Raw genomic sequence first — 23,973 nt, 5'->3', positions numbered from 1 at the left:
TAGAATCCACCTGGCTGAATGCAGTCCACCGGCAACTTCGGGCCCGAGTGACAAACTTCCGGAATGTCACTTGGCGGCCGAAGGCTCCACCGACGCGCTCGCGTCGCGGTAGTAAGCCTCGGCAAGCAACCCGAGCAGCCTGCCCTTGGAGAAGCGGAGCGTGTTGTCTTCATACAGGCATTGTCCATACACGTTCGCGAGCGCAGCCATCGCGTCGTCCTCATTCGGGGACCCCGCGGTGGAGAGGATCGCGACGCGCGCGTTCGTCGGATCTTTGTGGATGACGCAGCTCGCGAACTTCAGAAGCCCGGTTTCGCCGGGGAACCTCGCGCTATTTTCCTCCGGAGTAGTTTGGGGGCTGGCGCCGGGCGCCGTAGCCGGGAAAACATCTTTCCTGCCGAACTGTTTACGCACCAACGCTTTGTACAGGCTGCCGCGGAATGCCGGCCCGTTGAAGTGCAGCTCGGCGGACGCGATGCATTCGGTTTTCGCGAGGTAGCCGAATAGCTTGTACTGCTCCGGCGAGTCGGCCGGCATCGCCAGCGCCTCGAGCACCGGCTTGCGTCGACGGTCGAGCACGCACGCCGCGAATTGGTCCATGGTCTTGCGGGCAAGATCGCCCGAGAACTTTCCCTCGCGGTCGGCGGTGGCAGGCCCTTCGCGCGGGATGATGCTCTGGGCAGCGACGGGCGCGGCCACTACCAGGGCCACGAGAAATGCGGTGATGCTCTTCATCTGTTTGCCTCTGCTCTTGCCAGTCGGGGGGCGCCGAACTCACTGCGCGGGCACCCGGGTGCTGTGAAAAAACTGGATGCGCCAGGTGCCGGCTTCCTTCAGCAGCACGGCCGACTCCAGCCAGCTCACGTCCTTCTTCCCCGCGGGATCCTGCACGGAGCCGCGATTGAGGTAGGTGATCCACGCCACCGCGCCTTCGATGCGCACCTTGGCCTCCGTGACCGTCCAGACGAAAGTCTTGCCAGCCGCATGCAAGCTCTTGATGAGTGCCATGAGCTCATCGCCGGTCATCTTCTCGCCCCCGTCGAACGCATAGAAGTCCGAAGTTGTGACGGCTCGTAGCTGGGCGGTGTCCTCTTTGGTCAATGCGACGTACATCAGGCGAAGCGTCTGCGCCACGGCCTCTTCATCTGCGGGTGCCGGGGAAGCCTGTGCTGAGCCCATCAGGCAGAAGGCGATGGCGAGCAACCAGGTTGAAAACACTTTGTTTTTCATGGCGGCCAACTTACCAGCTCTGGCCTCGCGCACAAATGGCATCAGGCATACTGAATTCACACCCCTTTGCTTCCGGAATCTCCAATGAAGATCTGGACTCTGCTGCTGATCGCGCTGTCCCCCGCGGCATTGCTCGCCGCGGAATCGCCGCCCAACCCCGGCACCGCGTTCATCACCGGTTCCGACCGAGGGATCGGTTTCGCGCTGGTGCAGGAGTTCGAGAGCCGCGGCTGGCAGGTCATCGCCACGGCCCGGGATCCGGCAAAGGCCACTGAGCTCAACGCCTTTGCGAAAGCGCATCCGCGAGTCATCGTGGAGAAGCTCGATGTCACCGACACGGTGCAAATCGATGCGCTGGCGGTGAAGCTGAAAGATCGTCCCATCGATGCGTTGGTCAACAACGCGGGCATTGCCGGCACGGCCGATGGCCAGCGCCTCGACAAGCTCGATCAGGATGAATTCGTCCGCGTGCTGCGTGTGAACACTTACGGACCGCTGCGGATTTCGGCCGCGTTCCTCGACCACGTGGCGGCCAGCAAGCAGCGGAAGATCATCGGCATCAGCAGCGGCTATGGCTCGATCGCTTCGGTGGAATCACTGGCGAGTGCCGGGTATCCCAACTCGTACTTCTACGCCATGAGCAAGGCCGCGCTGAACATGGGCCTGCGGGAGTTCGCGCTGGACCCCGGGGCAAAACGCGGCGTCACCACGGTTCTTCTCTCACCCGGCGCGGTGGATACTGACATGCAGCGCACGATCCGTTCGGACATGGCGCAGGCGGGCAAGCCGATCACGTTGCCGACTCGCACGCCCGCGGAGGTCGCGCATGCCATGGTGCTGGCCATCGAGCAGCTGACGCCGGAGCAGAACGGCAAGTTCTATTCGCTGGCGGGGAAGGAAGTGCCGTGGTGAGCAGCTAAAACTCAAGTGTGGCGGCGCGCCGCCTTCACACAGAAATAGCCGAGCGCGATCGAAGCAAGCAGCACGATGCCCTGCGCAGCCGCGAACGGCGGTTCCTTCCCCAGCGGCGCGAGCGCATGCAGCGCGGGGATCTTCAGGAAGCTCTGCACGACGAGCACGAACAAATTGAGGTACAGGCTGATGGTCGCGGTGACCGCGAACACGGTGCGCGCGCCGCCCCGCAGCTTTGACTGGTAGAGCGCGAACAGCAACACGACCAGCACCACCGACGAGACGATGCCCGTACCGATCGCCGGCGTGAATCCGTTGAACGGAAAGAGGAACCCGGTGAGCGTCGTGGCGACCGTCGTCCACACGAAGATTTGCATGATGCTGCCGGCCCAGGTGCGGCGGGCAAAAGCGACCAGTGCGATGAGACCGGTGACGATGGCGATGAGGCTGATGATCGTATGCAGCTGCGTGAATGCCGCGAGTGAAAGTCCGAGAACCATGACGCCATCCTCCCGTGTTGTTATTAGAGATGCGCGACGAGGAATGTACTCTCAATTGATGCCGGTTGTCGCGCGCAAGCTTCGGCTGCTCCCCCGGGCTTCCATCGATTCACGCTCTCCCGCACGTGATAACGCGACGGCCCGTCATACGATCAAGGTAGATAGCCGATCTCGCGCTGGTGGCGCAGCGCCAGCACACGCACCTGGTCGCGCTGAATGTCGAAGCGATAGAGCGCAATGTAGCCGGTCGCGCCGTATGAAATGACGAGCTCGCGAAGGTCGCCTTCGACTCGTCGACCGATCAAGGGATGGGTCGCGAGGTTGTCAACCGCCGAGCGGATAACTGCCGCGCTTGCGATGGCGACCTCGGGATTCTTCTCCCGCAGAAGTTGCAGCGCGCGCTCGATGTTTTCGACTGCGTGCGCTGAATAAACTACTTGCGCCACGGCTTCGGCCGCGGGCTCGCGACTCCTTGCGCAAGGCGCTCGGCCCAGGCGTGCACGTCTTCCGCGCGATACACCTCGCCCGTGCGGTCGATCTGCGCATCCGCCGCCAGAGCTTCTTTCACGAGACTGCGCATCTGTTCTTCATATGCCGCGTGCTTTTCAACAGCTTCGACGATGAGGCTGTGGACGGAGCGGTCGGTCTCCTTCGCGATACTACGCAGACGGGCGCGAAGCTTGGGTGGAAGGCGGATGGTGGTGGTTTCTGACATGGCACAAACGTAGCACAGCGCTGCGGGCCCTCGCAATACGCCGCGGCGCAAGATGCCGCAACGGCGCTGTCGGTCACGAGAAAATTCATGGAGGGCGCCCGCACCTCCCGGTGCGGACGCCCTCACCCCGGCTTATCTAACTATCTGCCACCGCTGGCTGACCCAGCTGTTATTCAGCGTCTGCGACAACACGGCCGCATAGCTGCCGTTGTCCTGCACCGTGAGATATCGACCCGTCCAGATGTTTCGCAAGCGCACATCGCTGCTGCCCGCGACCGGCTCGGGGAACCACAGTTGCGCGCCCCACTCCGGCACCATGTCGTACATCACCACCTTGGAGCCTTCGGTATTGGCCTGCACCTGCAGGTAGTGGTCCGTGCCCTTGTTGCGGATGCGCACGAGGCCTCCCGTGCTGTACACGCCTTCGACGATCCAGTCCTGCGTGTTCCAGCCGGAAGTGATGGGTTGGGCGCGCGTCTCGGAATTGTTGGGCGTACCCGTGGCGGTGATCACTCGATTGGGCGACCAGGCGCTGCGCAGCTTCGCCGTGTACGCGTCCACGCATCCTTTGTATCGAACCACGTAGTTAGAGCACTGCCCGTTGGCCTGATCGGCGTGGTTGCAGGTGAGCCCCTGCGGCGTGAATTGCGCCAGTCGATCCTTCGGCAGGTATCCTGAAACCGTGATGCCATTGACCGTTGTCTGCGCACTCACTCTCGCCACGATGCCACCGTTCGGGCAAACGTTGCCGTGCCGTGACCGGCGCTCGTCGTCACCCGCGTCTCCGCCCACCGTATCGGCGTTGAATTCGGTCACCGTGCCGTCGGTGCACTCGTAGGTCACCTGGTAGTTGTTGCAGAGATTGTCGTTCTGCTTGCTGTTCTCGCAGACCAGGCCGTCATTGATGTTGAACGTGGTGAGGATGTCCGGGAATACGCCGGTGGAGATGGTTTCTGTCCGGCCGATCTCGCGCGCTTCGAGAATGCCCGGCGCGGGGCAGTTGCTGAGCAGGTCGGGATACGACTTCTGCGCCTCGGACCATTTCTCGATGTCACCGGTGAGGTCCGCGCTGTCACGATTGATCCAGCGGTAGTCGCTGGTCTCCAGGAAAGGCGGCATGGCGCCTGCCGTGGAAATCATCGTCAGGATCTCGTTGATGCCCGGCAGCAAGATGTTGCCCGGCGTTCCTTCGATCTTGATCGACGGCGGATTGACCGCGCGCACATGGCAATTCATCGCGCAGCCCGGCCGCGTTTGATTGACGCGCATGAGATTGTCCCAGTTGCGGAAGCTGGGGCCGAAGGTGGCGCCGATCGCGTGATACCGATTCCAGTTGAGATCGTTCACGTTGTCGAAGGTCGGATGGCCGTTGTTGAGCAGGCCGTACTTGGCGAGAAACGGCGCGATTCGCGGCGTCGCGATATACGGCCCGCTCACATGACAGTTCACGCAGCGCACATTCGCGTCCACCTCGGCCGGCGTGCGCCAGAAGGTGGTGGCCTCGGGACCCGTGGGCGATTTCAACAGGGAGCCGACGGAATTCCCGCCATTCTCCTTGGCGCTGAGGAAGCAGGTGCTGCCGGACTCGCGGTTGTGGATGATCATCTCGGCGCTCTGGGCCGATGGCTGCTTCCCGCCGCTTTGGAGCCAGCGGCACGCGAACGCCAGGTCCACCTTGTCGTTCACCTTGAGGTACCCGAACCAGTCGTCGGTTCTGGGCTCCGCGGCGCTCGGCGGCGCGAATTGCTCCGCGAAGCAATTCAGATCGGGAATGGAAACGCCCTGGAATCCGAGGTTGTCGCGGCACGCATTGACGTACTGGGTGATCGTTTCCGGCGGACTCTGCGCCAGCAACACACCGGGCACGAGAGCTGACAAACATGCGAAAGACAGCCACGCGCGGACCACGCCGCGGCGGCGAATTGAAATCCTCATTTATTTCTCCCCTTCGATTTGACCTGTGCAACCCGGCGCTGGTGCGCCGCCCGGCGCCGGGAGGATCCACCGCTCCTCTTCAGTGAATCCGCGCGCGCCTGGTGGGTAGATCGTACCTAACTAACTATCTGTTGCCAAAGCCAGTCGTGGCGCTACAGGGGGCAGCCTGGTTGCAAGACAGGTGTCATACCAAAAGCTCGGTGCGGCGCACCATCATCGCAAGGGGGCAGCGCCCCAACCCTGACGCTCATCGCGCCTACCCGTCTGTCCATTGCGGACTCCACGAGCGAGCTCTACGCCCTCGGTCGCGCGTACCAACTCACGGGCCGCGCAGCGGAAGCCGGCCGTACCGCGCGCACGCTGCATCGTTATGACGCGAAACTCGCCACGAAGCTCAGCGCGGAGATCGGTTCCGCTCACTAGACGGGGCGCGTCGATTCGCAGAGGATCCACCCCCTGTGGCGCTGAGAACCCTGCAAGTTTTCATCTCGTCTCCCGGCGATGTTGCCGAGGAGCGCCTGATCACGCGCCGTGTCATGGGCCGCATCAACTCGCAGGTCGGCGAGATGCTGCTTCTGAAACCCGTGTTTTGGGAGCATCAGCCCCTGCTGGCGACTGCCTCCTTTCAGGAGCAGCTCCCCAAGCCCTCCGAGACCGACATCGTGATCACGATTCTGTGGTCACGACTCGGAACGGTGCTGCCCGAACACATCCGCCGCGCCGACGGCACGGTGTACGCCTCCGGGACCGAATTCGAATTCGAAGACGCGATGAACGCGCATCGGAGCTCCGGCAAGCCCGATGTGTTGGTCTATAGAAAATCTGCCGCGCCGTCCTGGTCCGCCGATCCCGCTGCAGCCGCCGAGCAGATGGCTCAATCGCAATCGTTGAACCGGTTCATCGCCAAGTGGTTCACCAATGATGCGGACGGCAGCCTCAAGGCTGCGTTTCACACCTTCGAATCGCCGGCGGACTTCGAGGAGATGGTCGAGGCGCATCTGCTGCAGCTCATCGAGCCCTATCTACTGCCGGGGTTCCGCTCGCGGGTCAGCGCACCCACCTGGCGCAGCGGCTCGCCGTTTCGCGGCCTGGAGCCCTTCGAGGTCGAACATGCGCCTGTGTTCTTCGGACGAACTGCGGCGGTGGCGGCCGTGCTGGAACGGATCCGCCGGCAGATGGAGCACGGCCGGGCCTTCGTACTCATTGTTAGCAGCAGCGGTTGCGGCAAGTCCTCGCTGGTGCGCGCCGGCGTGCTGCCGCTGCTGTTGCAACCCGGCGTCGTGGGAAATGCCAGTCAATGGCGCCATGCCATCCTGCGTCCTTCCGATGGACAGGGCGACCTGCTCCGCGCGCTCAGCCGTGCCCTGCAGCAGCCCTTAGCGCTGCCGGGCGCGTCGGTCGTCGACGGCGCCAAGCTGACGGCGGACGTGATTGCCGCGCTCGACAGGATCGCACCAGTGCGGCCTGACGGATCCGACGGTGGCTGCCACCTGGCTCTGGTCGTCGATCAGTTCGAGGAAATTTTCTCCGATGAGCGCATCAGCGATGCCGACCGCCGCCGGTTCGTCGCGTTGCTGGCGGCTCTGGCCGGCAGCGGCCGCGTCTGCGTGCTGGCAACGCTGCGCAGCGATGCCTATCCGCGGCTGGCCGAACTACCTGCGCTCATGGATTTGAAGCAGGGCGATGGCCACTTCGACCTGCTGCCGCCGGCGACGCGCGAAATCGGCCAGATCATCCGTTTCCCGGCGACCGCCGCCGGTCTTCGGTTCGAGGTACGTGAGCACACGGGTGAACGACTGGACGACGTGATCCGCGATGCCGCGGCGAAGAACGCCGCGGCGCTGCCGTTGCTCGAGTTCCTGCTCGAGGAGCTGTACAAGCACCGCAGCTCGGAAGATGTGCTCACGTTTCGCGCCTTCGAAGATCTGGGAAGAGTCGAGGGCGCATTGGCGCAACGCGCCGAGCAGGTGGTGGCGGAGGTCAGCAGCGACGCGCAGTCCGCATTGCCCACCGTGTTCGGCGAGCTGGTGACGCTCGGAATCGACGATGAAAACAAGGTGCTGCGCCGGACCGCGCCGCGCAGCGCGTTCGTCACGGCGGGCGCCAACGAGATGGTGGATGCGCTGCTGGGTGCAAGGCTGCTGATCAGCGGCTCGGATGCGCAGGGCGCTGCGGTGGTGTCGTTGGCGCACGAGGCACTGCTGGAATTCTGGCCGCGGCTTTCTGATTGGCGCGAACGTAATCGCGAGAACCTGCAGATCCACGCGCGCGTCAGCGCCGCGGTCAGCACCTGGGAGAAGGAAGGCCGCTCACCGGACTTTCTGCTCGCCCGCGGCAAGCCCATCGCCGAGGCGCGTGGTCTGATCGCCGACGGCGTGCGGCTGTCGGGACCTGAATCCGATCTGGTGAACGCCTCGATCCGTCGCGCACAGCGTTTCGCCCGCCTGCGTGCAGGCGCGATCGCGTCGTTGGCGGTTCTCACGATCATTGCCAGCGCCGCTGCCTATCTAGCCAATCGTCAATCCGGACTCGCCCGCACGCAGGCGACCACGGCGCAACGCACCACCGACTTCATGGTGAATCTGTTCGCCATCGCCGATCCCGAAGAAAATCGCGGCGAAAGCGTGACGGTGCGCGAGATTCTGGATCGCGGCGTGACGGAGATGGAGCACGGTCTCTCCGGCGAAGACGCGGTGCGGGCCAATCTACTGCGCGCCATGGGGCAGGCTTATAACGGACTCGGGCTGTATCCCAAGGCGCAGGAGCTGCTGCGCGAAGCCGCGGGTGCCGCGAAAAAAAGCGGCGTGCCGCGCGACATCCTGGCCGCCGATCTTGCGCTTGGCGCCAACCGCGGCGTCGATGGTGATTACAAGGAAGCCGAACTTCTGTATCGCAAGGCGCTGACCGAAGCGCGGCAACTCCACGGCGATCTCGACCCGGCCGTGACCGAGGCGATGACGGGCCTGGCCGACAATTTATACGCACTGGAACGACCGCTCGAAGCTGAGCCGCTTTACCGGCAGGCGTTGGCCGTCGACATCAAGCTGCACGGCGAGAACCACGCCGACACCGCACGGTCGCTCAACGCAATGGGATGGTTCCTGTATTTCGAGGGACGTTACGCGGAGGCCGAACCGGTATGGCAGCGCGCACTGGCCGTGCGTCGAAACGTGTTCGGTGAGCGTCATGCCAAGACGGCGGAAAGCCTCAACAACCTGGGCTCGCTGTTCTACCAGGAAGGAAAATTCGACCTCGCCTATGAAGCGTGGATGAGCACTTTGAAGATCGAGAAAATCGTCTTTGGCGAAAACCATCCTGTGGTTTCACCCGTGCTGAACAATCTCGGCCGGGTTGCATTGCTGCGCGATGACCTCGTAAGCGCGGACGCTCATATGAATGCGGCACTCGCCCTCGATCGAAAATGGCGCCCGGCGGGTCACGATGATTTCGTCAGTGACCTCAACAGCCTGGCGATGATCCATCTCGAGCGCGGCGAATATGGCCCGGCGGAAGACAATCTCCGCGAAGCGCTCGAGATTGCGCGCCAGCACCACCATTTCATGCTGGACCAGGTGCTGGCAAACACCGGCGATTTGTACGTGCGAACCGGTCGATTGCAGGATGCGGATGATCTGTTGGCGCAATCGAAGAGTGCACTCGAAGCGCAGTACGGCGACGCATTGCAGACGACGGATTCCTGGCGCAGAGCAGTATTCAACAGCATTCTGGCCAGCCTCGAGTACGAGCGCGGCAACTTCCCCGCGGCCGAAAAACTGCTGCTTTCCGGCCGACCGGCCATTCTTCATCGATTCGGAGAACGTAGTCTGTACGCCAGACAAAGCGCTTACCGCCTGCACCGCTTGTATTCCAAGTGGGGTCGGGAAACGCAGGCACGTCGGTATGCCGAGTCCGCAGCGCCGGTTAAACAGCCCTGAGGCTTGCGCCTAACAGAGCCTGATCAGGCTTGGGTCTTCTCGAAAGGCAGTGGCGGGATTTCTTACATCCCGCGCGCCACGGCAGCGTGAGCGAGTCAGATCGCGCCGATAACACATTGTTCTGAGTACCGGGAAACGACTAGGGCACGTTTCTTGCTTTATCCAAGGCGTGACGCCCCCGCAGGCTGACGTTGACGACATATTTCATCGCTGTCGGAGAATGACCATGGGACTGCCGAATCGGACCTCTTGCTTCGCGCTGCTCGCGATATTGGCGGCGGGACTGTTTCAAACCGCGCAGGCGCGGCAAGTGAAGGTCGACTTTGACGGTTTGAGCTTTGACACCACCGGCGAGAATTTTGCTTTTGCCGACACGAGCTTTGGAGTCGGCGGCGGAACCATCAGCTTTCAGTTGAATTTCGGCTCCGGCGCGCAGCTTTACGACTATTGCATGAATGCCAACGGCTTCGTGGCCTTCGTCGCGTCCGGGAGTGGCTGCGGCGCCAGCGACACGCCTTCGGGTGATTACGTAGCGGCGTTTTTTGCCCCGTTGGCAGTCGGTGGCAATACGTTGCGAGGCTCCGGCCTGGTCGACAGCTCAGCTCCCTATGCCGCCGGTGATGCCGCCGCCGCGTATCGGTTCATCTGGGAAGCCTCTGATTCCACGAGCAGCGCGGTACTCGCCGAGCTGCTGCTCCTCGACCGCGGCGCCGGAAATTTCGATTTGCTGTTTGGCTACGGTAGCGACGCGTTTGGCGTAGATGGCACGCCGGGCGGCGGGACTCAAGTCGTCCAGCTTGGCAGCAATTCCAACAGCCTTGCCGGTCCGTTTTCTTCCACGACTGACTATGGATTCAGCTTCAGTGGCGGTACGTGCGCGGGCTGCGGTGGCAGCGGCGGCAATGGTGGTGGTACTGGTGGCGGCGGCGGATCAGTTTCGGTTCCCGAACCCTCCACGCTCGCATTGATGTTCGGCGGGATGTTCATGCTGATGTTCTCCCGCAGACTGCGCGGCGCAAATCGGCGCCTGCGATAGAGCGCTAGATCAGCGTCGCTGCCCAGGTTGTGGCGGCGACGGCGTGATCCGAAACGCTACTCTTTTTAAACGAAAAACCCCCGCCGTTTACCCGGCGGGGGTTTTTCTATCTACCAGTCGACGTCTGAACGTCGGACAGTAAAGAGCCTTCCCGCTCCTTGCACATCTATCCCGCGCATCCCGTCCATTCCACCCAGGGCTCCGCCACCATGCGCGTGCTCAACATCCTTCTGCGCTTCCGCGATCATGACTTCCGTCGTGAGCAACAGATCCGCAACCGACGCGGCCTTCTGCAGCGCCAGACGCATGACATTCGCCGCGTCGAGGATGCCTCTTCTCCAGCATGTCGCCGTACTCGTCAGTGCCCGCGTTGTAGCCATGGGCGCCCTTGTCCGCGTTGACAGCGTTCAGGACCACCGCGGCATCTTCACCCGCGTTCTCGACGATCTGACGCAGCGGTAAATCAGCTACGCCAGAATACGAATTCCGACCGTCTGGTCTTCGTTCGCACCTTCGAGCTTCTCGAGGACCTTCACTACGGCTTCCCAAAGTTCAGCATCGGTTGCTTTGCGCCAACTCGGTGCAAATAGAACCCTGCGCACTGCAACAAGTTAGGGCCTAACTCTCCGCACGGACGCGGCAACAAAGTTTTTTTGCCGGAGGTGAGAGAAATCGACCCTACGTGACACGTGTATAGGTAGGACCCGAAGAGCCTGCGCCGACCTAGGCGCATAAAAATAAGAATCAAGGCAGGCAAACATGTCGATGGTGCTATCCAGGCCAGTGGTGCAAATCACCAAGCCCTTGGCATTCAAGGATTTTGAAGTCGCTGCCCGCGCCGACGTGCTTCGCAGTGAGCCTGGCAATAAAAGACAGCCATTCAGTCGACGCTAACAAGAAATGGCTCTAGTCAGACGTGAAGGGAGCGTTTTGTGATCGCCGCTATCAAAAGTTTGCGGATTAAAGACAGCCACGTGCACACGAGCTCGCGGAACCAGAGCCAGTTCCGCCGCCTGTGTATACGAGGGGCGCCTCTCGCGTGCTTGCTCGTTGGTGCAACGCTCGGTGGTTGCTCGTTGGGGTCGACGCGCCTGGAGGAGACTCATTTCCTCGCGGTTCCCAGCGACGAAAACGTCAATTACTTCCGCATCCGGGTGGTCGGAAAGACAGACCTCGGAGATGCCGGGTTCCGCTCGGGCTGGTTTCCTGCGACCGCCATCGACAGCCTCTGGGGCGACGCGAGCAGCACCGGCGCATCCGCCGCACGCAAGGTCGAGGAAGACATCAAGACCAAGATCAACGAGAAAATTCTCGCGACGAAGCAAGGTTATCTCGAAGCCGCAGCAGATCCGAAGGCGGATCCCGCGGTAATCCAAGGTTGGCTGGCCGCCGAGCGGCGCGTACGCGCCACGGCCGGAGACGAAGTGGCGTTGCCAGACGGCGCGTTCGAAATTGAATATGACCCCGGTGCGAATCTCGTGCTTCGGCACGCCGGCGAAAAGTTGATCTTCGTGCTGTCGTCGGACCCGGACACGGTCATCGGAACGATCAGCAACTTCTCGGAGAATACGCAGACAGGAGCGACCGTCTTGCGGCTGGCCGACGTATTGCGGCAGCGATCAGTCGACGAGGTGGCCACCACCGAGGCGCGCAACGATGCACGCTCGAAGAGCGTCGACGCTGTCGTCGAGCGGCTCAACGCTGTGGCGGCGGTGACAGACACTGCAGCCCGCGACGATCTCGTGCGTGAAGTCGAGTCTCTGAGAATCATGCTGGAGAACTTGCGGTGAGGGCCTGCTTCGTCGCCCTGTGCTTCTCCATTCTCGCCGCTGGTTGCGCGACCTCGGAGATTCGCGTCTACGTCGATCTGTACGACGAGGATCCCCGATTCATCGCGCCGATGTCGCCCGAAGAAGTGGCCGAGCTCATCGCCAATCTGGAGCGGTTGCGCGCGGCCGCAAAGGACAAGACCGGCCAACGCAAATATCTCGCGGATGCGAGCGTCGATATGTATCTCGCAACCTACGACCAGATCAACATCAGTCCGTCTACTGAGCTAGAGAATGACGATCGAAGAGTGGTAGACAGGACTGAGCATCCGGAGTGCGCGATCGATGACTATCCGTTAGAGATCATATGCAAGCGCGATCGGTACAAAGACGCGGCAGACGAAGCCTTCAAAGTACAAGGCGCGCTGATCGACGCCGCGATCGATGAATTGCAGAAGTATGTGAAGCAATATCGCGCGGAATACAAGACGGCCCTCGACCAATTCGAAGCCTGCGAGCGCGAACGCCTCCAGCGATCCAACTGGTTTCGGAACGCGGACACCTATCGGGATTCCACCAACGCGAACTGTCAATTCAGCGAAAAGGGGAAGAAGAGGCTGCAGAGACTCGATGATGAGTGGGTCCTCAGGCGACTCCCCATCGTGCTGCGTGAACGAGAAGCCGACGCACGCGGCTTGATCGCAAAAGCAGTTGCCGGCTATCGCGGCTTTGCTGCCCCGCTCAAGGATTCCTTCGTGCTCGACTGGGTCGGCCTGCGCGCCCAAATCTACACGGTTCGCGAAAATTCGAAGTCCAGCAAGGCCCGCGAGAACAGGGCCATACGGGCGGCGCAAAGCATGAATGCGCGACTCGAGCTGATTGCAAAGTCGACGAATCTTATCCCGCAGAGCAAGATCGATCGGGCCGTTGAAAAAGATGCGCGCGCAGGCGCGACCGGATTGTTCGATGCGACGATAGAGATCGCTGTCGAGCTCGAGAGCCTGCGCACCGATCTGCCCGACGACGCGGCATCATTGACCGCGCTGTCCGGCTTGGTCCGCCGTTCGTCGCGCTTCGTCGAAATGATCGATCGGCTGCAGGACGCAGGCGACGCGGTCTGGCGCACCGTCACTAGCGAGCAGAACAAAAAGCACTGGAACAACAAGGTCGCCCTGACGCGTTTCTACGCCGAGGGCAAGTCGAATGTCGTGATCGTGCGCCAGGACGCGATGCGCTACGACATTCACGAGGGCACCAACAATCCCGCCGCGCTCATCAAGGGACAACTTGAGGTCACGCGTGCCATCGCCAATGCGGCCATCAATGTGGTCGGCGCCACGTCGGGGTTCAAGGTCCCGAGCGAAGGCACAAAGCCGGGAGACCCGGCAACCGACAACGCGGCCGCGGCCACGGCAAATCAGCAGGCTGCGGAAGCCTTCGCGCAGCGCAAGGCGAAGGCGGAGGAAGAAGAGCGCGCCCGGCAGAACGCGTTGCGCGGCTTGAGCGTGGAGCTGACCAACATCCTGCGCAATCTTGCGAGCAATTCGTCCGACGCAGCGCTCAAGGCGCAACGCGCGCAACTGGCTTCGGTACTCAAAGCTTACAAATCGTTGCTCGAAGTTTCCGGGAAGTAGACCGTGGCGACTCAGATTGATATTCCAGAGCAATTCGTCACCGAAGGCGTCACGAAGACACCGAAGCGGGTCGCGCCGCTCGACCATGCTTACCTGTGGATCGAGAAGCAGGCCGGATGGCTCGTTCTCTTCTCGACGATCCCCGTGGCGATCGTCATCTCGATCGCGATGGGTGCCGGAAGTCCCCAGGCGTGGTGGTTCGTGGCCGCGATGCCGCCTTTTCTCCTGTGCACGATCGTTCTGTTTACGCGCCCTCTGGTGGAGCCGTCGGACATCAATGCCGCATTCCGCTTCGGCTGGGCGTTTCTCCTTTCGCTGCTATTCGCAAGCGGCATCCTGCTGTACACGACGCTGCGCCCGCCCCTCACATCGGAGGAAGTCCTGAACCAGCAGCTCCAGAAGGAGCTGATGGAGAAGAAGGCGCAAGAAAAGCGGCAGGAATTGGGACTGGCAACTAAACCCTCCGGGGTCAGCGCTCCAGAAACTCAAGCTGCGCCAGAGGAATCGGACGAGAAGGCGCAGCTCTCAGATACGCCGAAGCCCGAACAGGAGTTGAGTCCGGCAGAGTTCAGCGCGCAGATGAATCGGCGGAAGCTCGAGATCGAGCGTGATCTCGCCGACAAACAGCGCCGCCAATGGACGCTCATCCGCGTCGTCTACGGCTGCGACTTTCACACCCCGACGTCACGAGACACCAGGCGCAAGGACAATCCAGCAACATCCGTCGATGAGTCGGTCATTCTGCCGAACGAGTTGCCTTACAACCCCGGCATGCCGGAAGGGATTTACTGCGGCGAACTGCCGCCTCAATGGGTGCTGAGTATTGGCGGCACGATCATGCGATGCCATTTCGACGGCACGTGCCCTCAGATGAAGCAGCCCGTCGTCGACGTGGCCGCGACCACCCGACAGCTCACGCGCGAACGCGCCAAACTCGCCCGACTTAAAGCCGCTCAAGCGCACGCGCAGACCGATGCCGAAGAGAACGCTCTGATCCGTGCCGACCGGCGCTTCAGGTCAAGGGACGCCGGAAACCGCCCCCTCACGAGCGGCATGCAGCCCGAAATCGATCGACTCGAAGAGCTCGTTTCGAATCTGCAGGCCGATCTCGATTCGATGAAGGGCTACGCCAGTCAGAGCTGGAACCTCGAAGGCGCACCGATCGTGGGCGGAATCGTCGTGCCTATCTATTTTGTCGTGCTCGCGCTCATCGGTGCGCTCGTGAGCATGATGCGAAAGCTTCCCGAGTTCCAGGAGCGTGTCGATCCAAACTACGAGGTGAGCATCAAGCTCCGCGAGGAAGCCGGTGACGCTCCGCCCGGAAAGATCACGATGGGCTACGCGCGCGATCTCCTCGTGTTCCAGATGTTGCAGGTGCTGTCGGCGCCCGCGATCGCGATCCTGGCCTATTCGTATGCGCAGCCAGACCAGGTTGCGACGACCGTGGTACTGGCTTTTGGCGCCGGCTTCTCATCCGAATTGATCCTGATCGGCGTGCGCGCCACGGTCGACCGCCTCGTGGGGATGGGACCGCGCCTGCTCCGATCGCGCGTGGCCCTGGATATGGCTGCGGGGCAGGCGAAGCAGGAACAACTTCCGCCAACCGGGCATCTTCCGCCTCCTGCTCCGGATCAGCTTGGTGGATTCAAGGTAGGCGATCGCGTCACGCTGGTGAAGCCGATCGACGACATGTTGCCCGGGGCGCAGGGTGTCGTCATGGAGATCAGCGCGGGCAATACGCTCAAGGTCCGGACGACCGAAGATCACACGGGCATGAGCGTCGAAGCCATGCTGTCACCAAAGACGCCGGAGTTCTTTCGCCATGCCACGGACATGAGCAGCGGCACGGCCGGACCGGCAGGGTAATTCCGATGAATGACCGCGTTCGAGTCACCGCCACGAATGGACTGAGGCTGCGCAATTCACCGCGCGACGGTGCGACGATCGCCGTCCTGCCGACCGGCTCCGAAGTGGAGTTGTTAGGCCGCGAGACCTGGTTGCGCGTGAGCGTGGGCGGGACGATTGGCTTCGTGCTCGCTGACTTCGTCGAGCCGCTGCACGGAATCGCCGCGCCGATAACGGACAGCGCGGAGCCATCGCGATACTCCGGCCGGGTCAAGATCATCGATTTTCATCCGGAGAACGACGTGTTTCGCGGTTCGCCGCTGCGAATTGACGAGGAGTTCGTCCCGAGCATCCGCGAAATCGGGCGGGTCGCGCTCGAGAGCGGCGTGAAAGTGTTCGTGACGAGTTCGCTGCGCGAACCGAAGAAACCGGTTGCCAACGCGATCGTGGTTCCCGCGGAGTATTCGAACCATCACGTTGGGCACGCGATCGACATGAACCTGCTGGTCGGTGACAAGTTGCTCACTTCGAAGGAGCTGGGCGAATTCGGCAATCTGCCGACGGAAGCGCGAAAGTTCCTGGAATCGATCGTCGCGCAGAAATCATCGTTCAGGTGGGGCGGCACGTTCACGAACAAGGATCCGGTGCACATCGATAACGGACTCAACGTCTGGCATGAGAAGCAGTACTACACGAAGTTGCTGACGCTGTGGGGAATCGCACCACCTGCGATCAGCGCTGCGACTCCAGTGCGGGTCGCGAAATGGGACACCCGGTACAAGCTCTGAGGCAGATGTTTTCCAGCGAGCCCGGCGTCCGCCCTCACACGTGGCGTGGCAAACAAGAAGAAGGATAGCCAAATGACAGGTGAAGCAATTTCCGCGTCTGCGCAGAGATCGCCGAGCGCGGGTGACAAAGTCGTTCTCATCGGTACCGTCTTTACATTTTTCTTCGCAGCAATCCTGGCCGCGGTTCTTCTGGGTCACTGGCTTTCTGAGTGGCTCATCGGGTTGCGTGGCAAGACGATCCCCTTCCTGGAGGTTCGCATCGACCTTGGATCGGGCGCGCTCGCGCTGGCGGTGGTCGTGACGACGGCGCAAGACGTGCTCACTGTGCTCGGGAATGTTCCCGGCTATTTTTCCCAGCTCAAGCTTTTCGCCGTCTTCCAAGACTCGCTGAAGCTGTTTTGCTCGGTGCTTGCGCTCATCGTCGTCGCTAGCGTTCTCGGCCCCAAGGACGATGAGCCAGATCGAGGTTCATTGAACGTCGTCGCACAGATCTCGTTACCGGGTCCCGAACCGGTCATCACATTTCCGGTGTTGTTTGGCGAGAACGGGGCGGGAGTTCTCAAGGCCGTAGAAAACACACGTCCGATTAGATACGAGAGCACGTGGACTGAGGGGGTGACTCCCGACGATAGTCCGTTGCAGGACATCGTTACGCTCTTGAGCTCATGTGCCGACGGCCCGAACTCAGTTCGCTTGCAGGTGGTTGGTTTTGCAAGCTCTCTTGAATACGGGGATGCGCAGGCCGCCGAAGCAACGTCGGACGCGATTGCCTACTCGAATAATTTCAACACACTCCTCGCGAATGAGCGTTCAGAGAACGTCGCAGCGCGACTGCGGCATTTTGTCGGAATAGCGGGGCTTGCAAACCAGATTGTCGTGAGTCGATTCCCGGACTTCGCCTCGTATGAGGAGATGGTCTCGCTCCGACCGGTACTCGATCGATTCGGCAGCGCGAACAGCAAGAGTCGTGATCAGCTGGAAAGCTGGTCACGACGTGCCGACGTACGCGTAATGGCGGCCGGCAATTGTGATCGCATCCAGATTTTGAGGAAGAGCAAGGTCCTTCGCTCGGAGGGTGACGGCGGAGTGCCCGCGGACGTGCGGCAGATCACCGCCGCGACTGGCTAGCAAGCTGTCGCGCCCGGTGTCCGTCTTGTAGGCCGTACCTTGCAATCGAGATCATCCGGGGGGCGACGCGGACGTTATTAGTTAGCTGCGCAAAGAGCGTGTCCGCAGTGTTATGGAGTGTTAACTGAAGAATCTCGGGTACTAACAATAAGAAGCCAATGATGCGCTACATAAATCTCGTTTTGCAGGGTGGAGGCGTAAAGGGAATTGCTTATGCGGGCGCGCTACAGCATGTCTCGGCAGACGTGAAGTTTCACACGATCGCAGGAACATCTGCCGGCTCCGTGGTTGCGGCGCTGCTGGCAACAGGGACAGAACCGTGCAAGCTGGTGGACGTCATGCGCACCATGCGGTTCAAAGAGTTTCTGGATGCCGAAGATACCGAACGCAGTCAAAGACTTGCCAGATTCGCGAACGTGCTGGGACAAGCCGTGAGGTCGAAGTCTTGGCGGCATCGAATCTGGAATCTTAGAAGTTTGCCGATGTCGCTTGTAGGGAAAGCGTCGGTGCCACGAGACCTCAGTCATTTGATTGAAGCAAAGGGAATGTTCAGCTCGAATCGGCTCGGCATGTGGCTGCGCCACCAATTTGGCGACAAGACGTTTCAGGATATCGTCTGCGATGAGTTGCGTATTGTTGCCGCGGATATTGGAACGGGGCAGTACAAGGTTTTCTCGAAGAAGACAGACCCATCAATGCGTATTGCCGATGCCGTTTTGGCCTCAAGCAGCATTCCAGGATTCTTTAAGCCATTTCGTTTTGGTGATGGCGCGTATGTAGATGGTGGTTTGCTCAGCAATTTCCCATCATTTTTAGTCGAGCGGTGTTCGTATCCCTCAGTTGGTCTTAAGCTCTGCGCGTTCGAAAACAGTCCGTCGCTCGATACGCTTGGCGGATACTTACAATCTATCTTAAGCACAGCTCTCGAGGCGCACGATCGCGGTCGGCAGAGCAATCACTACTTGAGTTGCTTTGAGATTCACGTCGGAGATATATCTTCAACCAACTTCGATCTTTCTGAAAAGCACGTCAATGATTTGGTCGCCGCAGGAAGTTCTGTGGGTCGTTCGATCCCGTGGGCTGAGTTGGCTCGTCCAGTTCCGATTTCAACATTCGTGGACGCGCGCGCAGACGAACTTCTTGAGCAAACATTGGAGGGTGTCGAAGAACTAACGGGCACGTACACCAGCCCTTCCGAGTGGCCCCATCAACTCGGTGAAAAATTGGAACTCGACTATCGGCTGCAGAAGGACTGGTCTATTTGCGTCAACATGAAGAACATCTACGAGGTGACCGGTGATCGCGCATTCCGGTGCCGAAGATTGAAGCTAACAAGTATCGACTATGACCGTAGTTTTCTTGATCGCGTACCGGTGATCAGGACCATATCTCGAGCGAATAAGGACAAGATAATTACCATTCCATGGCGAAACAAAGATGATCAAAAAGGAATTAGTGTATTTTTTGATCCACCTATTCGCGAAGGCGACCAAGATCGCGGCATGGAGATGACCATTCAATTTCCGGACGGTCTTCGAAAGTTACGAAAAGACGGCAGGGACGAGTTTCCCCTCACTCTTCGTCAGCAAGCCAAGATTCACCTGGTGAACGCATCATTGCGATTTAGAGTTGCCTCGTCGCTTGGCAAGATCAATGTCACCTGCGACGACGGCCAATGCGAGTGCGATGGAGCGAGTGAGGAAGCTTTCGAGGGAGAGGTATTTCGCGTCTTTCATTTTTCGGTGAAGGACTGGTCCTTAACCAATCGGGCGCAGATGCGATTTGCATGGCAGGCCTTATGAAGTTGGCCGCGCGCACGATCTCGTCGAGTTTGAACTCTTGACGCGCATCGCGCCGACGTTCGTTGACAGATAATTTGGCATAAAAAAGAAGATACCGGCGGTTTCCTGCTAACGGCCTTCTATCTTCTCTAGCTAGACGCTGGGCGCCCGGTAGTAACGAGCGTCTACGCTCCCTGCATATCCGGTCCGCGCATGCCACCCGGCGCAGCGCCGCCGTGTGCATGTTCGTCGTTCTTCGGCGCCTCCACGATCATGACTTCCGTCGTGAGCAGCAGTCCCGCATGGTCTTCGTTCGAACCTTCGATCTCCTCGAGAGCCTTCAGCGCGCGGAACAGCGCAACGTCAATACCTTGTTCACCCTCTTGGGGAGACACCGAACGACTCGTCACGGCGAAAAACTGCGTCTTCAGAAGAGGCTGAACGCCTCGATCGCGCTCGGCTTCACGATGTAGAGCACCTTGTTTGACGAGATCGCGAGCGAGCCGACATTCGCCGTGCTCCACACTGGTTGATGCGTGGCGAGGTCGATGGCGTAGGTCGAAAGGTTCGTGCCCACGAATATCAGGTTGTCCGTCACCACCAGGTTGCCGACCGGCAACGTTTCCTGCGCATTGCCGACAACCCACGTCCAGCGGATTGCGCCCGTCGCGAGGTCTCGAGCCTCGAGCTGGTTACTCGTGGAATTGAGCACGTACACCGTGTTCCCGGAGACCACGGGATTGCTGGTGAACGTGCCGTCGACCCGCCACCACTCCCCGCCCTGGACGGGGTCGTAGCGGATGAGGTGGTTGGAGTGCACGTTGCTGAAGACACCATCGACGACCAGCACGGAGCCGTCACCGGGCAGGACAGGCGACATGTTGAGTGAGTAACCCATCCAGTTGAACGTGCTGTTCTTGATCGTGACGGTGCGCTCTCCGGTCAGACGATTCACCGCGAAGAAGTTGTATCCCGTGTACGCGTAAGCCTGGGTGTCGTCGACTGCGGGCGTCCACAGATCGTATTGTTCGAGGCCGGCAAAGAATCGCTGGGCGCCGGTGGTGCCCTTGAAGGCGTACATGCCGCCGTAATAGCCGCCGTTCGTGTACACGTAACCATTCTTGACCGTAGGAGCGAGGTAGTGCTCCCACTGGGCATCGAAATCAGTGCGGAATTTCACTGTGCCGTCCGCGATGTCGAGACTCCACATCGCCGTGTCCTCGTGACCCGACGTCGCGACGAACACCCGACCGCCCCACGCGGCCGGATCATTGAGCGCGAACACGTCACCGAAGACGTGTTGCCAGGCGAGACTTCCGTCGGACTCGTTGAGTGCATACAGCGTGCTGGCGATGAAGTATCCGCTTGCAGATACGAACACCTTCCCTGATCCCGCCGTCACCGGACGCAGCGTGGTCGTGCTGCCGGGAGGCAACTTCCAACTCCAGCGCGGAGCGAATCTGCTCGCGTCGAGCGTCACCGGGACGTGGCCCGTATGGCCCGCATTGCCCTGGAAAGTCTCCCATTCTGGCAGGCCCGTAACCGTCGGTACCGGTTGCAGCAACACTTCGGGAGTGACGGTGATGGTGTAGCCGACTGTCGCTGCCGAATGGTTGCCTTGCGTGCCCGAAGTGCACGGCGACCAGTCGCACACCCACAAGGTGAGCGTGCCCGTGTAGTTGCCGGGTGTCGCAATCGCCAACGTCCGCAACTTGATGTTGTAGGCGCTGCCTACTTGGGACAGGAATTCGGTGTCGTTCTGGAAGCGGCCCTGGGGATCGCTCACGCCGAAATACACCGCAGCCGTCTCGGACACCTGCGCCCGGATCGAAACTTCGCCCTGGTCGTTTGCTTCGACCGAGATCAGCAGCGGATCGGGCGTCACGACCGGCGCCGGCGGGGGCGGTGGTGGTGGCGGAGGCGGCGGTGCGGGGTCCACCTTGATGCTGTACGGCAGCGCGAACGGCGATCCGTCCACGGTCGTTCGACAGCTGGAATCCTTGCATAGGTACAAGTTGAGCGTGCCCGAGTATTGCCCCCGCGTCAGGCCGTAGGAATGAAACTCGACGGTGGCCGACAGATTGCCGTTCGACTGCACGAGGTAGGCATCCGCGATCTGGCCGTCGCCGATATCATCGAATTCGAAGTGATCCACCGCGTCGAATGCGGCCTGGGTCAGCCTGTACGTGACGGTCAGCGTGGCGGTGGAGCCCTCGGTGATGGTCGCGGAAACGGACTTCGGCGACAGCGTCATCGCAGCCGGTGGCGGGGGCGGGGTGGATTTGCCGCCGGAACCGCCGCCACCGCCGCCACATCCACACAGGTGGAGGGCCAGCAGGATCGAGGCCAGCGTCGGAGCAAGAATGGAACGGATGTGGTTAGGCACCTGTACCTACTCTGCCGTGTGTTCTAGTTATATGACGGCAGCGAGCGACCGAACTATCTCATAAGCCGAAGTGGAAACGCAGCGAAATCCCGGCGGCCACCGTATCGCGCCTGGAACGGTAGTTGCGATACACCACGACTCGACGAATTAAGTATGTTCAACCATGGGCGAGCGGCACCGGAACTCCCGGGCTCGACTCCTGAACCTTCGCAATCAATAAGTTGCCGCGGGCTCTGCCGGGCAAAATCTTTGCGAAAGAAATGGCGATTTGGATGTTTCGAGCAAATACTCGCTCCCACTGCGGCTCGCTGCGTTTCGTCGTCGCAGAGCCAGGCTTGAACCTGCTCGCGCCGATTCACGCAGATTCCCGTCATCGTTCCAAGGAACCCGCCCATGAAATTCAGGCTGACCGCCGCAACCCTTGTTTGCGCCATGACGATGATTGCCGCGCCTGCCTTTTCTCAGAACTTCGATGCGGCCGCAGAAGCAAAGTGGTCGAAGGTCGAGATCGTCCACTTCGAGGTCGTCGGCGAAATCGCCGACAAACACGTTCAGATTCCGCCAGTCGATGCGGATCTCTATGCGGACGTCAGGGACCGCGTGACGCTGTCTTTCGATTGGAACCGGAAGAAGAATATTTTTGTCGGCCTTCCCAAGTTCCAGAATCTTCCCGGCACTGCGACCAACCTGTCCGGCATGGAGCTCCGCTGCAAGGACGGAAAGATCAACGGCCCGTATGAACATTTCGACATCGTCGAGATCAAGCAAACTGCGCCGGGCGAAGCTGTCGAACTGATCGGCAAGCGCGTTCATCCCGAAACGCTTGTCTCGGAGTCCTGTGGCCCGAAACTTCGCCCGTACAAAGGAGGCGTGACGGCGCAATCCGAATACATCGCCCCGCCGGATCCGCAGATGCTCGCCATGGCCGGGATGCTTCCCGCGAACAGCCCGATTAAAGCGACGCCGGATGGCAAATCGATCGTCATGAAAGCCCTCAACAACAATTGGGTTTGGACGTACACGCCGACTGCGAAGTGGTCGCCGACGCGGCCAGCCCGGCTCGATGCCCAGCGGACCGAAACAAAAAATCCCCGGCAGTTTCCCGCGGTGACTTTCCATCTTCTCTAGCTAGACGTAGAGCGCCTGGCTGTAACGAGCGTTTCCGCTCCTTACATATCCATTCCGCCCATTCCACACGGCGCACCGCCGTGTGAATGCTCATCGTACTTCGGCGCTTCCGCGAACGTGACTTCCGTCGTGAGAGGCAGACCCGCAACCGACGCCGCATTCTGCAGCGCGAGACGCGTGACCTTCGCCGGTTCGAGGATGCCCTCTCCCAGCATGTCGCCGTACTCGCCGGTGCCCGCGTTGTAGCCATAGGCACCCTTGCCAGCCTTGACGGCGTTCTGGACAACCGCGGCATCTTCGCCAACGTTCTCGACGATCTGACGCAGCGGCTCTTCGATCGCGCGCGCTAGGATGCGGATGCCCGACGGGGTTGTACGCGGCCAGTTTGCCGACGTGCGGCGCGGCCAGCTATTGCGCGTAGCGCGCTTGGACGAACTCCGTTCCCGCCGGCTCGTACTCATCCTCCCGATAGCCAGGCGTGTACGCTCTTGCTTCGAACGACAGCGTCAACACGTTTGTGAATACCGTTGGACTCGGCGGCGACGGCAATGGCGACGCGCGTTGAATTGCTTGCACGAGCGAGAGCTGCCATGCCGAACTGCCATCGCATTGCATGAACTCGACCTCGGTGACATTGCCATCGCGATCCTGGGAAATTCGCGCCTGACACTCGAATTCGGTTTTCGTGTGAATGCGGCCTTGCTTGTCCCCGGTTGGCGACGCAATGGGGCTGCGCGGCTTGCGCCACGCACGCTGGATGCGCGCATCGATCTGCTCGGTATAGCGCCCGAACATGATTGACTGGATTGCCGGATCGCCGGCGGTATGCGCGGCCTCTTCGCTCACTTCTTCCTGCTCGAATTGATTTGGCTCCAAGAGAGGCGCGGGATCGGCACTGGCGATCTGAATGAGCAGGTCGGATTCTGCAGCGCCTACTGAAGCGAGATCGTCAGTGACTTCGGATTGCGATTCGGACGGCACGCTTACCATGACAAGAGTCATGTAGTTAGCATCATCGGATGCAGCCGCGCTGGCGCCCGGGCCCGATTTCTCAGGGATCGGATGCTTCGCAGATTGCGAACCCAGCAATATCGGCTGAATGAAGAGCCAATGAAGAAGCACAGCTGCGCTGGCGCATGAAAATTTACGTAGCTTGGCCAATTGGCATCCTGAAGTTGACTCAGCCGACAACTCTTCGTCGGTGCTCAAATAACAGCTCGCATGTCAAATTGCACGCCTGCTCGAAACAAC

At 60.7% G+C, this 23,973-nt stretch carries 20 protein-coding genes and 1 pseudogene; 10 read left to right on the top strand and 11 right to left on the bottom strand.

Going from position 1 to position 23,973, the window contains the following annotated elements:
- Positions 1–66 precede the first annotated feature (66 nt).
- Entirely contained in the window at positions 67–735 is a 669-nt protein-coding gene (locus WDO72_13550) for a hypothetical protein (GenBank protein ID MEJ0086706.1), read from the bottom strand.
- A gap of 39 nt (positions 736–774) precedes the next feature.
- Positions 775–1,230 carry a DUF4440 domain-containing protein gene (locus WDO72_13545; GenBank protein ID MEJ0086705.1) on the bottom strand — a complete coding sequence of 152 codons (456 nt, stop codon included), beginning with the start codon at positions 1,228–1,230 and terminating at the stop codon, positions 775–777.
- An 84-nt stretch (positions 1,231–1,314) separates the two neighbouring features.
- On the opposite strand from WDO72_13545, the gene WDO72_13540 reads away from it, so the two are divergent.
- Entirely contained in the window at positions 1,315–2,142 is an 828-nt protein-coding gene (locus WDO72_13540) for an SDR family oxidoreductase (protein MEJ0086704.1), read from the top strand.
- Between the two features lie 11 nt (positions 2,143–2,153).
- Here WDO72_13540 and WDO72_13535 read toward each other — a convergent pair whose 3' ends face one another.
- The 4 genes from WDO72_13535 to WDO72_13520 all read right to left on the bottom strand — a co-directional run bounded on the left by WDO72_13535 (position 2,154) and on the right by WDO72_13520 (position 5,292).
- Positions 2,154–2,642 (bottom strand): hypothetical protein, encoded by a 489-nt coding sequence (locus tag WDO72_13535; GenBank protein MEJ0086703.1) that lies wholly within the window; start codon positions 2,640–2,642, stop codon positions 2,154–2,156.
- Between the two features lie 152 nt (positions 2,643–2,794).
- A complete protein-coding gene (locus WDO72_13530) occupies positions 2,795–3,088 on the bottom strand; it encodes a type II toxin-antitoxin system RelE/ParE family toxin (protein MEJ0086702.1) in 294 nt (97 codons plus the stop codon).
- Positions 3,076–3,357, bottom strand: coding sequence for a hypothetical protein (locus WDO72_13525; GenBank protein ID MEJ0086701.1), 282 nt, complete (start codon positions 3,355–3,357; stop codon positions 3,076–3,078). Before WDO72_13525 ends, WDO72_13530 begins: the two co-directional genes overlap by 13 nt.
- A gap of 132 nt (positions 3,358–3,489) precedes the next feature.
- The gene (locus WDO72_13520) at positions 3,490–5,292 is read right to left on the bottom strand and encodes an RICIN domain-containing protein (GenBank protein ID MEJ0086700.1); all 1,803 of its coding nucleotides are present in this window, start codon (positions 5,290–5,292) and stop codon (positions 3,490–3,492) included.
- A gap of 458 nt (positions 5,293–5,750) precedes the next feature.
- Between WDO72_13520 and WDO72_13515 the strand changes: the two genes are divergently transcribed.
- Both WDO72_13515 and WDO72_13510 read left to right on the top strand, forming a co-directional pair.
- Positions 5,751–9,227 (top strand): tetratricopeptide repeat protein, encoded by a 3,477-nt coding sequence (locus WDO72_13515; GenBank protein ID MEJ0086699.1) that lies wholly within the window; start codon positions 5,751–5,753, stop codon positions 9,225–9,227.
- Between the two features lie 226 nt (positions 9,228–9,453).
- Positions 9,454–10,263, top strand: a complete 810-nt coding sequence (locus WDO72_13510) for a PEP-CTERM sorting domain-containing protein (protein ID MEJ0086698.1) — start codon at positions 9,454–9,456, stop codon at positions 10,261–10,263.
- A 110-nt stretch (positions 10,264–10,373) separates the two neighbouring features.
- On the opposite strand, the gene WDO72_13505 is transcribed toward WDO72_13510, so the two are convergent.
- A complete protein-coding gene (locus WDO72_13505) occupies positions 10,374–10,571 on the bottom strand; it encodes a hypothetical protein (GenBank protein ID MEJ0086697.1) in 198 nt (65 codons plus the stop codon).
- Positions 10,572–11,195: 624 nt separating this feature from the next.
- Here WDO72_13505 and WDO72_13500 point away from each other — a divergent pair.
- The 6 genes from WDO72_13500 to WDO72_13475 all read left to right on the top strand — a co-directional run bounded on the left by WDO72_13500 (position 11,196) and on the right by WDO72_13475 (position 19,229).
- Positions 11,196–12,053, top strand: a complete 858-nt coding sequence (locus tag WDO72_13500; GenBank protein ID MEJ0086696.1) for a hypothetical protein — start codon at positions 11,196–11,198, stop codon at positions 12,051–12,053.
- A gap of 110 nt (positions 12,054–12,163) precedes the next feature.
- Positions 12,164–13,666 (top strand): hypothetical protein, encoded by a 1,503-nt coding sequence (locus WDO72_13495; protein ID MEJ0086695.1) that lies wholly within the window; start codon positions 12,164–12,166, stop codon positions 13,664–13,666.
- 3 nt (positions 13,667–13,669) lie between these two features.
- Positions 13,670–15,532, top strand: coding sequence for a hypothetical protein (locus WDO72_13490; protein ID MEJ0086694.1), 1,863 nt, complete (start codon positions 13,670–13,672; stop codon positions 15,530–15,532).
- Between the two features lie 5 nt (positions 15,533–15,537).
- On the top strand, positions 15,538–16,299 hold the full coding sequence (locus tag WDO72_13485; protein ID MEJ0086693.1) for a M15 family metallopeptidase: 762 nt from the start codon (positions 15,538–15,540) through the stop codon (positions 16,297–16,299).
- Between the two features lie 72 nt (positions 16,300–16,371).
- Positions 16,372–17,427 (top strand): hypothetical protein, encoded by a 1,056-nt coding sequence (locus tag WDO72_13480; protein ID MEJ0086692.1) that lies wholly within the window; start codon positions 16,372–16,374, stop codon positions 17,425–17,427.
- Positions 17,428–17,585: 158 nt separating this feature from the next.
- Positions 17,586–19,229, top strand: a complete 1,644-nt coding sequence (locus tag WDO72_13475) for a patatin-like phospholipase family protein (protein ID MEJ0086691.1) — start codon at positions 17,586–17,588, stop codon at positions 19,227–19,229.
- Between the two features lie 164 nt (positions 19,230–19,393).
- On the opposite strand, the gene WDO72_13470 is transcribed toward WDO72_13475, so the two are convergent.
- Positions 19,394–19,603, bottom strand: a complete 210-nt coding sequence (locus WDO72_13470) for a hypothetical protein (protein ID MEJ0086690.1) — start codon at positions 19,601–19,603, stop codon at positions 19,394–19,396.
- Between the two features lie 32 nt (positions 19,604–19,635).
- Complete coding sequence (locus WDO72_13465) at positions 19,636–21,594, bottom strand: PQQ-binding-like beta-propeller repeat protein (GenBank protein MEJ0086689.1); 1,959 nt, start codon at positions 21,592–21,594, stop codon at positions 19,636–19,638.
- Positions 21,595–21,987: 393 nt separating this feature from the next.
- On the opposite strand from WDO72_13465, the gene WDO72_13460 reads away from it, so the two are divergent.
- A complete protein-coding gene (locus tag WDO72_13460; GenBank protein ID MEJ0086688.1) occupies positions 21,988–22,722 on the top strand; it encodes a hypothetical protein in 735 nt (244 codons plus the stop codon).
- A 41-nt stretch (positions 22,723–22,763) separates the two neighbouring features.
- On the opposite strand, the pseudogene WDO72_13455 reads toward WDO72_13460, so the two are convergent.
- Together WDO72_13455 and WDO72_13450 are read right to left on the bottom strand one after the other, a co-directional pair.
- A pseudogene (locus WDO72_13455) lies at positions 22,764–23,087 on the bottom strand (TCP-1/cpn60 chaperonin family protein).
- 43 nt (positions 23,088–23,130) lie between these two features.
- Entirely contained in the window at positions 23,131–23,931 is an 801-nt protein-coding gene (locus tag WDO72_13450; protein MEJ0086687.1) for a TonB C-terminal domain-containing protein, read from the bottom strand.
- Between the last annotated feature and the right edge of the window lie 42 nt (positions 23,932–23,973).

The organism is Pseudomonadota bacterium, assembly GCA_037200975.1.
In the GTDB taxonomy this organism is placed as follows: Bacteria; Pseudomonadota; Gammaproteobacteria; order Steroidobacterales; family Steroidobacteraceae; genus CADEED01.
The sequence above is the reverse complement of the archived record's forward strand: the minus strand, read 5'-3'. Positions and strand labels throughout refer to the sequence as shown.

Excerpts from the sequence above, each read along its gene's own strand:
- WDO72_13460 (MEJ0086688.1), top strand. The coding sequence starts at position 21,988 with ATGAAATTCAGGCTGACCGCCGCAACCCTTGTTTGCGCCATGACGATG.
- WDO72_13505 (MEJ0086697.1), bottom strand. The coding sequence starts at position 10,571 with ATGCGTCTGGCGCTGCAGAAGGCCGCGTCGGTTGCGGATCTGTTGCTC.
- WDO72_13535 (MEJ0086703.1), bottom strand. The coding sequence starts at position 2,642 with ATGGTTCTCGGACTTTCACTCGCGGCATTCACGCAGCTGCATACGATC.
- WDO72_13475 (MEJ0086691.1), top strand. The coding sequence starts at position 17,586 with ATGATGCGCTACATAAATCTCGTTTTGCAGGGTGGAGGCGTAAAGGGA.
- WDO72_13485 (MEJ0086693.1), top strand. The coding sequence starts at position 15,538 with ATGAATGACCGCGTTCGAGTCACCGCCACGAATGGACTGAGGCTGCGC.
- WDO72_13520 (MEJ0086700.1), bottom strand. The coding sequence starts at position 5,292 with ATGAGGATTTCAATTCGCCGCCGCGGCGTGGTCCGCGCGTGGCTGTCT.
- WDO72_13525 (MEJ0086701.1), bottom strand. The coding sequence starts at position 3,357 with ATGTCAGAAACCACCACCATCCGCCTTCCACCCAAGCTTCGCGCCCGT.
- WDO72_13480 (MEJ0086692.1), top strand. The coding sequence starts at position 16,372 with ATGACAGGTGAAGCAATTTCCGCGTCTGCGCAGAGATCGCCGAGCGCG.
- WDO72_13545 (MEJ0086705.1), bottom strand. The coding sequence starts at position 1,230 with ATGAAAAACAAAGTGTTTTCAACCTGGTTGCTCGCCATCGCCTTCTGC.
- WDO72_13540 (MEJ0086704.1), top strand. The coding sequence starts at position 1,315 with ATGAAGATCTGGACTCTGCTGCTGATCGCGCTGTCCCCCGCGGCATTG.
- WDO72_13550 (MEJ0086706.1), bottom strand. The coding sequence starts at position 735 with ATGAAGAGCATCACCGCATTTCTCGTGGCCCTGGTAGTGGCCGCGCCC.
- WDO72_13510 (MEJ0086698.1), top strand. The coding sequence starts at position 9,454 with ATGGGACTGCCGAATCGGACCTCTTGCTTCGCGCTGCTCGCGATATTG.
- WDO72_13495 (MEJ0086695.1), top strand. The coding sequence starts at position 12,164 with ATGTCGCCCGAAGAAGTGGCCGAGCTCATCGCCAATCTGGAGCGGTTG.